Source organism: Flavobacterium sp. (assembly GCF_017985075.1).
GTDB lineage: Bacteria > Bacteroidota > Bacteroidia > Flavobacteriales > Flavobacteriaceae > Flavobacterium.
Genome location: NZ_JAGNYF010000068.1, coordinates 1 through 8,270, shown reverse-complemented (window position 1 = coordinate 8,270; position 8,270 = coordinate 1). Strand labels below are relative to the sequence as shown.

The 8,270-nt window shown below is 32.3% G+C and carries 8 protein-coding genes; 2 read left to right on the top strand and 6 right to left on the bottom strand.

Annotated elements, in window-relative coordinates; genetic code table 11:
• Positions 1 to 1,109, bottom strand: a 1,109-nt coding sequence (locus KA468_RS09780) for a phosphoglycerate kinase (protein WP_291242757.1), incomplete at its 3' end; no start/stop codon positions are given.
• Between the two features lie 90 nt (positions 1,110 to 1,199).
• Between KA468_RS09780 and KA468_RS09775 the strand changes: the two genes are divergently transcribed.
• Together KA468_RS09775 and KA468_RS09770 are read left to right on the top strand one after the other, a co-directional pair.
• Complete coding sequence (locus tag KA468_RS09775) at positions 1,200 to 2,357, top strand: DNA polymerase III subunit delta' (RefSeq protein WP_291242756.1); 1,158 nt, start codon at positions 1,200 to 1,202, stop codon at positions 2,355 to 2,357.
• 38 nt (positions 2,358 to 2,395) lie between these two features.
• Complete coding sequence (locus KA468_RS09770; protein WP_291242755.1) at positions 2,396 to 2,773, top strand: DoxX family membrane protein; 378 nt, start codon at positions 2,396 to 2,398, stop codon at positions 2,771 to 2,773.
• Positions 2,774 to 2,922: 149 nt separating this feature from the next.
• Here the strand turns inward: KA468_RS09770 and KA468_RS09765 are convergent, their stop codons facing one another.
• The 5 genes from KA468_RS09765 to KA468_RS09745 all read right to left on the bottom strand — a co-directional run.
• Positions 2,923 to 3,231, bottom strand: a complete 309-nt coding sequence (locus tag KA468_RS09765) for a GIY-YIG nuclease family protein (protein WP_291242754.1) — start codon at positions 3,229 to 3,231, stop codon at positions 2,923 to 2,925.
• A gap of 76 nt (positions 3,232 to 3,307) precedes the next feature.
• Positions 3,308 to 5,587 (bottom strand): helix-turn-helix domain-containing protein, encoded by a 2,280-nt coding sequence (locus tag KA468_RS09760; RefSeq protein WP_291242753.1) that lies wholly within the window; start codon positions 5,585 to 5,587, stop codon positions 3,308 to 3,310.
• A gap of 138 nt (positions 5,588 to 5,725) precedes the next feature.
• On the bottom strand, positions 5,726 to 6,274 hold the full coding sequence (locus KA468_RS09755; RefSeq protein ID WP_291242752.1) for an OmpH family outer membrane protein: 549 nt from the start codon (positions 6,272 to 6,274) through the stop codon (positions 5,726 to 5,728).
• 264 nt (positions 6,275 to 6,538) lie between these two features.
• Positions 6,539 to 7,387: a class I SAM-dependent methyltransferase gene (locus tag KA468_RS09750; RefSeq protein WP_291242751.1), complete on the bottom strand. Its 849-nt coding sequence runs from the start codon at positions 7,385 to 7,387 to the stop codon at positions 6,539 to 6,541.
• A 112-nt stretch (positions 7,388 to 7,499) separates the two neighbouring features.
• The coding region (locus KA468_RS09745) for an FAD-dependent oxidoreductase (RefSeq protein ID WP_291242750.1) at positions 7,500 to 8,270 on the bottom strand (771 nt) is incomplete at its 5' end.

Below are 8,270 nucleotides of genomic sequence, written 5' to 3'. Positions count from 1 at the left end.
TAGCTCATTTTGTCTTCTAATCCAAATTGTTTTACCGCAGCAACACTATCACCACCTCCAACTAAAGAGAAACAGCCGTTTTTAGTAGATTCGGCAATAAAATCGCCAAGGGAAATGGTTCCGTTAGCAAAAGTTGGTAATTCAAACACACCTATTGGTCCGTTCCAAAGTATGGTTTTTGAGTTTAAAACTACTTCTTTAAATTGCTCTAATGTTTTTGGACCTGCGTCTAAACCTTGCCATCCAGCAGGGATTTCAGCCACATTTACGACTTGTGTATTGGCATCATTAGAAAAGGCATCAGCGGCTAAAACATCTACAGGTAAATGAATTTTCACACCTTTTGCCGTAGCTTGTTTCATAATGTCTAAAGCCAATTCCATTTTGTCGTCTTCACAAATAGAATCGCCGATATTTCCGCCCATCGCTTTAATGAAGGTAAACGTCATTCCGCCACCAATAATCATATGGTCTACTTTGTCTAAAATGTTTTCAATAATGGTGATTTTAGAAGACACTTTACTTCCTCCAAGTATTGCGGTTACTGGTTTTTCAGAATTTTTTAATACTTTGTTGATGCTTTCAATTTCTTTTGCTAATAAAGCGCCGAAACATTTATCATTTGGAAATTCGTTTGCAATAATTGTAGTTGAAGCGTGCGCTCTGTGTGCTGTTCCGAAGGCATCGTTTACATACACATCGCCTAAACTTGCTAATTCTTTAGAAAAACCAACATCTCCAGCTTCTTCTTCGGCATAAAAACGTAAATTTTCCAAAACTAAAATTTCGCCATTTTGAAGATTTGCAGCGGCTTCTTTCGCAATTTCACCTCTACAATCTGAAGCAAATTTTACTTTTTTTCCTAAAACTTCTTCAATTTTATAAACAATATGGCTCAAAGAATATTTATCTTCTTTTCCTTTTGGTCTTCCTAAGTGCGACATTAAAATAACCGCTCCGCCATCGTTTAAAATCTTATCAATAGTTGGTTTTGCCGCTTCAATTCGATTCGCATCGGAAACGTTAAAATTTTCGTCTAAAGGGACATTAAAATCTACACGGATTAACGCTTTTTTGTTTTTAAAATTGATGTCGAAGATCGTTTTCATAGGAAATAGGTTCTAAATTGTTGTTTATGATATTTGCAAATATAAAAGTTTGATTTTAAAACCAAGATAAAAATCGCTTATATTTGCTACATGTTATTTAAAGATATATTAGGTCAAGACCACATTAAAAACTATTTAATTACCACTGCCAACGCAGGACGGATTCCGCACGCGCAATTATTTATTGGGCCTGAAGGTTCTGGAACCTTACCAATGGCTATGGCGTATGCACAATATATTTTATGTAACAATTCCGACGGCGAAAACACCACCGGAAACAGTGCTTGTAATTTAAAATTTGAACATATTTCGCATCCTGATATGCATTTTGTGTATCCGATTACATCTACAGATGAAGTGAAAGGAGACAGCGTTGTAAGTACAAATTTTTTAGACCAGTGGCGCAGTTTTGTTAAAGAAAACCCATACGGAAGTTTATTTGACTGGTACAAAAAATTAGAAATTCCTAAAAAACAAGGAATTATAAGTGTTAAAGAATCGGCAGCAATTAATAAAAACTTATCATTAAAAGCATACGAAGGTGGCTATAAGGTAATGATTATATGGATGGCCGATAAAATGAGAACTGACGCAGCAAATAAATTGCTGAAACTATTAGAAGAACCGCCCGAAAAAACAATTTTTATATTAATTTCTGAAAGTATTGACGATTTATTGCAAACGATTATTTCGCGATGTCAAGTAGTTGATTTTTTAGCGTTACCAGAGCAAGTAATTACGAATGCCTTAATTGCTACACATAAAGTAGAGGCTAATTTAGCTAAAAAAATAGCACATCAATGCGAAGGTAATTATAACAAAGCGCTTCATTTATTGCATAAAGATGATGATGATAGTGTTTTTGAAGAATGGTTTATCAACTGGGTGAGAGCCGCTTTTAAAGCCAAAGGAAACGCAAGTGTAATTGCTGATTTAATTTCTTGGAGCGCCACAATCGCTAAAGAAGGCAGAGAAACGCAAAAGAACTTTTTGCAATTTTGTATTCAATTTTTTCGACAAGCCTTGTTGTTGAATTATCAAGCAACTGATTTGGTGTATTTACAACCAAATTTTGAAAATTTTAAACTCGAAAAATTTGCGCCTTTTGTTCACGGAAATAACATAATGGATATTTTTAAAGAATTGGAAGACGCAATGTATCATATTGAAAGAAACGGAAACAGTAACATTATTTTAACCGATTTATCGATAAAATTAACACGATTATTACATAAAAAAGAAGTCTAAAATTACGAATTGAGATTTACAAATTAAAAACAAAAATTATGAATGAATTTGCACTACTACTACTAGCTTTTTTAGCCATTACATTTTTACAATCAGGATACGATAAAATAGCCGATTGGAACGGAAATGTAAGTTGGTTAAAAGGTCATTTTTCTCAAACTTTTCTTAAAAACCAAGTCCCAGCGGCTTTACTTACTATTTTAGCTTTAGAAATTGTAGCTGGTGTATTGTCTATTATGGGGATTGCTGAAAACATTACAAGTGGACGAACCATTATGGGCGATTATGCTTGTATGGTTTCTTGTATTACGCTTTTGTTGTTGCTTTTCGGACAACGTGTAGCGAAAGATTACGATGGCGCCAGAACGATTGTAATTTATTTAATTCCAGCTTTGTTGGGGGTGTATTGGTTGTAATTTACGCGTCCATTTTGTCCTGCTGAAAGCATCTCTTTTTGTTGAATTGAAAAACGTTGAGTGAGACCCTTTCAGGGTGACAAACGTTGTGTTGCGTTTTGTTTGTTAAACTATTTACTCACAATTTGTTATGCTGAAAGCATCTCAAGTCAAATCGTATCGTTTAAAAAATCCAAATTTGAATTAAAATTTTTAATGAGTTCAAGTTTACGATCTCGTTTCATTAATTTAATTTCTTTTTCTCTTTCTATTGCTTGTTGAACCCAACCATAATGTTCATAATATAGCAGGTAAGACACATTGTATTTTGCAGTAAAACTATTTGGATTTAATTTTGATTTGTGTTCGTGTAATCTTCTTTTTAGATTATTGGTCATTCCTGTATAAAGCACTGTTTTTGCTTTATTTGTAAGAATATAAACGTAAAAATTATAAATTCCTTCTGTAAATTCAATCATTGATTTTGGCGGTTAAAATTATTAATATTGTGCGAGACCCTTTAAGGGTGACAATCTGTGTGGTGAAACTGTATGCTTAATTCTTCAAGCTTACTTTAAACAAACGCAATTCTTCCCAAGAGAATTGATTGCCGTGTTTTTCTTTTAAAAGACCTAAGCCTTCATTCTTATAGCCCTTAAACGCTTCTTCTAAAGCTGCGATTTTTTCATCGGACATAATATCTGAAATGGTTAATGCTTCCATTTCAATAAGTTTCGTAAAATGTAAATAAATCGAACTTACGGTTAGTTTTCGTTTGGCTGCAATTTCTTCCACAGACAAATTTTGTTTCCAAAGCTCTAATGTGATTTCGATTGTAGATTTTTTAGGTTCTGTTGATTTAGCTTTTTTGGCTTTCGATTTCTTACTAAAAGTTTCCGAATAATCTTTGGCAACAAAACCATCAATTTCCTTGAATTTTTCAGATAACGAAGCAATTTTATTAATTTTATAATACTTCATTTCGTCTGAAGACATAGTGCTTTTATTAAAATCAATTCCGTTTACTAAATTTTTAATCAACAGCATTGATTTTTTCAATTGTAAAACCGTTTTTACTTGAATTTCTTCTAATTCCAAAAGTTCATCGTGAAACGTTTTTACTTTTTTCAAGTTACTCACTTCCGCAATTTTCAAAAGCAAATCGGTTACCTGATAATCTAATGTTTTAAAATAATAATCATATGCCGCCTCGCAACGTTCTGCCAGAAAAGGAATGTCGATAGTTTCTTGGAAACAAATTTTCTGGATTTGATTGCTAAATTTCTGAGAAGAATCCAATAAAGCTGCCAAAATGCTTTCGTTTTGTTGTGCCCAAATTCGGTATTTCGATTTGGTTGAATTGGTTACTTCGTCGTTATACGAAAATAAATGATTGCGCCATTCTTGAGCCAATTGTCTGAAATCGAAACTTTTACACAACTCTAATCGTAAAAAATGTTTGGATTCTAATGCTAATGATTTTTCTAATACGATTTCATCTGCCTTATTATTGGCGTAATTTAATACTTCGGTATCGGAAGAAATGCCGTTTAATTGTATCGGAGAAAGCAAAATTAAGCCTTTTAACGAACGAAGTCGAGACAAAGCCACATAGGCTTGTCCGGGCGCAAAAACACGTGAAACATCTAACGCTGCGTTGTCAAAGGTTAAACCTTGACTCTTGTGAACCGTAATTGCCCAAGCCAATTTTAAAGGATAATGACTAAATGTTCCTACGACGGTTTCTTCAATCTCTTTGGTATCAGGATTTACCGTATATTTTATGTTTTCCCAAGTGTATAAATCAACTTCAACGGTTTTGTTTTCTTCTTCAAAATGAACTAAAATTTCTTTTTCAGCCAATGAAGTAATTTTTCCTATTTTTCCGTTAAAATAATTTTTTTCAAAAGAGGTGTCGTTTTTAATAAACATTACTTGAGCGCCTACTTTCAAATCCATTTTTGGTTCAATAGGATACATTTTTTCCGGAAAATCTTCTACAATTTCGGGAAAGTAAGAAACCGTTTTTGCTTTTAATTCTGCTAAAGCCTCTTTATTAATTTCGTCTGCTTTTGCGTTATGCGTGGTAACAATAATACAACCGTTATGGTTTTTGATATTAAAATTTGGATTTACATATTGATTTAAAACAGCAATATTTTCCTTCGTAATTTTATTATTTCTTAGGTTGTTTAAAATAGAAATAAAAGTTTCATCATCTTGACGATAAATTTTATCCAATTCTATATATAAAGGTGGATTTTGTTGGATTACTTGCGAATGAAAAAAGAACATCCCTTGATAATAGTTCTTTAATTCGTACCATTCTTCTTGCTTAATTACGGGCGGTAATTGCAATAAATCGCCAATAAAAAGTACTTGAACGCCACCAAAAGGCGCATCTATTCTTCTCACTTTTTGAAGCATAAAATCAATCGCATCCAACACGTCTGGTCGAAGCATAGATACTTCATCAATAATTAGTAATTCTAAATTTACCAGCACTTGTTTTTTAGTGCCGTTCATTCGGAAGTGTTTGCTAATCGTACTTTTCGTTTCAAATTTATATTGATACGAATTGGAATTTACAACTTTATAATCAGGAATAAAAGCCGCAAACGGCAATTGAAACATAGAATGAATGGTAACGCCACCCGCATTAAGTGCGGCAATTCCGGTAGGGGCAACCACGACCGTGTTTTTGTGTGACGTGGCAATAATTTCTTTAAGAAGTGTGGTTTTTCCAGTACCTGCTTTACCTGTTAAAAAAACAGATTTGTTGGTTTGGTTGATAAATTGCAACGTGTACTGTGCGGCTTTAGATAGGTGTTTCATTTGGCGTATAGTTTAGGTTAAAGTTGATGGCAAAGAATTGAGTTGTTCGTTAATAACAAATTTAATTGAAAAAAAATTCTGAAACAAGTTCGAAATACTAAAATATAAAAAAAGCCCTGATTTCTCAAGGCTAATGATTTATTTTTTTTCTTTTGTTGCTTTGTATTGTTCGTTTAACTCTTTTAGCAACTTGTCTGTTAAGTTATACGAATCTTTTGCATAAATTACAGAAGGAGCATCTTCTGAAGTCGTAAAAATATAATCGAATTTTTCTTTTTTACCGAATTCTCTGATGTATTTTTTTACTTGTTTAATTAAAGTGTCTTGTAATTTTCCGCCTTCTGTTTGAATTTGGGCTAAAACTTGATCTCTTTCTTGTAAAATTTGTTGTTCTCTTTGTTGTAATTCGCCATATTTTTGTTGTGCCCAAGCTTGTCCGTTTGCTTGTGCATTACGTTGAAAAGCGTCTTTTTCTGCTTGTAATTGTCTGCCTTTTGCTTCTAAAGGACGTCCTATTTCTTCAGATTTAACTTTAAATTTTTCGTTTTCATCTTTAAATTTTTCGTATTTTTCTAATAGAACAGAAGTATCTATATAACCTGTTTTAAAATCTGCTTTTGACGTGGTGGTTTCTTGACAAGAGATTAATGCTACACTTAATGCAACAATGCTTACTAATTTTTTCATTTTTGTAAAGTATGATTATTTAATTTGTAATCGTTTTTTTTAATTTTGGTAAAAATAATAGGTTTCTTTTAATTTTTGCTTCTTTTTTGAAAATAAATTAAAAAGGAGGCACTATAAGAAAAATTTATGTGTTGTTAAATATACAATAAGAAATCACTATTGAAAACGGCTTATTTAAACCTTTATTTTATTAATTAACTTTTTTTGTAAATGTATTTGGGTGTTTTTACAAGAAAAACCGCTTAAAACGTATTTATTTGCGTTTTACTTGTTTTTTATGATATAAATGTGCGAAGAAAACTCCTTTTTGAACAATCCTGACACATTTGAACATAAACCAACTAAAAATCCTTTTACGAAACTCATTTTTCCATTTTTATATTTTTCAGATAAAAGGGAAACATAAAAACTATCAAACCACATTGGTTTTACTTTTTTCAATTCCATATCCACATCTGAAAACAATCTTTTTATACTGGTTTTTGAAAAATGCCATAAATGACGTGGTACATCATACGCTGCCCAAAAACGATTGTAATATTTGGCATCGTACGATTTGTAATTTGGTACCGCTATAATAATGGTTCCGTTTGGCTTAACAATACGTTTTAAATTGGCAATATATTCTTCTAAATTTGGTACGTGTTCTAAAACGTGCCACATAGTTACCGCATCAAAGGTGTTTTCTGGTAAAGCAAAAATATCTTCAGTAAACGAAATGCCCTTATTAGCAGCCAATTGTTTCGCGTCAGAATTTGGTTCAAAACCTAATATCGACCAACCTTGATTTTTAGCTTCTACTAAAAAATCGCCTGTTCCGCAACCAATATCTAACAACTTACCTTTACTGTTTTGTTCTTTATTTAATAATGAAACTTTGCCTTTAATGGCATTTCGTTTTACTAAATGATATGTTTTTTCAAACAGTGTTCTTTTACCGTCTGTATGCGAAATATAATCTTCGCTTTCGTAATACTTAGGTAAAACATCTAATGAAGGAGTAGGGTGTGTTTTTAAAATATCATATTCTTTGTTGTATAACAAGGTAAAGGTTTCTTTTGAAACCGAATGATCTTTGACAATTATAAATTGGTTTTCTTCTAAAAAATTCATTTTCTCTTTATTTATTGGCTTTAACAACGTTGTTTCACGTGGAACTTTTTTATAGTGTTCAGCGTTCAGTTTTAAGTGTTAAGTACTAATGAAACTAATAACTGATTGCTAATTAACGTCCCATATGAATTAGAAGTACCGAAATATCACTTGGCGAAACGCCGCTAATACGTGAAGCTTGTGCTATACTTGTTGGTCTTATTTTTGTTAGTTTTTGACGCGCTTCGATTGAAATCGCTTTAATTTTATCGAAATCATAGTTGTCTGGAATGCGAACATCTTCAAGACGGTTGACTTTATCCGCGTGATTTTTCTCTTTTTCGATGTAACCAGAATATTTCACTTGAATTTCGGCTTGTTCAATCACTTCTTGATCTAAATTATGCTCTGATATATAATTTGTAACTGCTTCAAATTTCAAAATATCATCTAAATCAATTTGTGGTCGAGAAAACACTTTAAACATTTTGTCACCTTGTGTCATTAAACTTGAACCTTTTGCTTCTAAAATAGGGTTGGCAACTTCTGCTTTAATACTTGTTTCTTTAAAGAAAGTAACAAATTTTTCAGAAGCATCTAATTTATATTCCATTCGTTTCAAACGATCTTCTTTCGCTAAACCAATTCCATATCCTTTCGGAGTTAATCTTAAATCGGCGTTATCTTGACGTAATAAGGTTCTATATTCTGCGCGAGAAGTAAACATTCTGTAAGGTTCTTCTGTTCCTTTTGTGATTAAATCATCAATTAAAACGCCAATATATGCTTCATCTCGCTTTAAAATCAAAGGTTCTTTTTCTTGAACTTGTAATGCTGCGTTAATACCCGCCATTAATCCTTGAGAAGCGGCTTCTTCGTAACCGGTTGTACCATTAATCTGTCC

Bases quoted from the DNA above. Each gene is read 5' to 3' on its own strand.
- KA468_RS09775 (WP_291242756.1), top strand. From the start codon at position 1,200: ATGTTATTTAAAGATATATTAGGTCAAGACCACATTAAAAACTATTTA.
- KA468_RS09770 (WP_291242755.1), top strand. From the start codon at position 2,396: ATGAATGAATTTGCACTACTACTACTAGCTTTTTTAGCCATTACATTT.
- KA468_RS09765 (WP_291242754.1), bottom strand. From the start codon at position 3,231: ATGATTGAATTTACAGAAGGAATTTATAATTTTTACGTTTATATTCTT.
- KA468_RS09760 (WP_291242753.1), bottom strand. From the start codon at position 5,587: ATGAAACACCTATCTAAAGCCGCACAGTACACGTTGCAATTTATCAAC.
- KA468_RS09755 (WP_291242752.1), bottom strand. From the start codon at position 6,274: ATGAAAAAATTAGTAAGCATTGTTGCATTAAGTGTAGCATTAATCTCT.
- KA468_RS09750 (WP_291242751.1), bottom strand. From the start codon at position 7,387: ATGAATTTTTTAGAAGAAAACCAATTTATAATTGTCAAAGATCATTCG.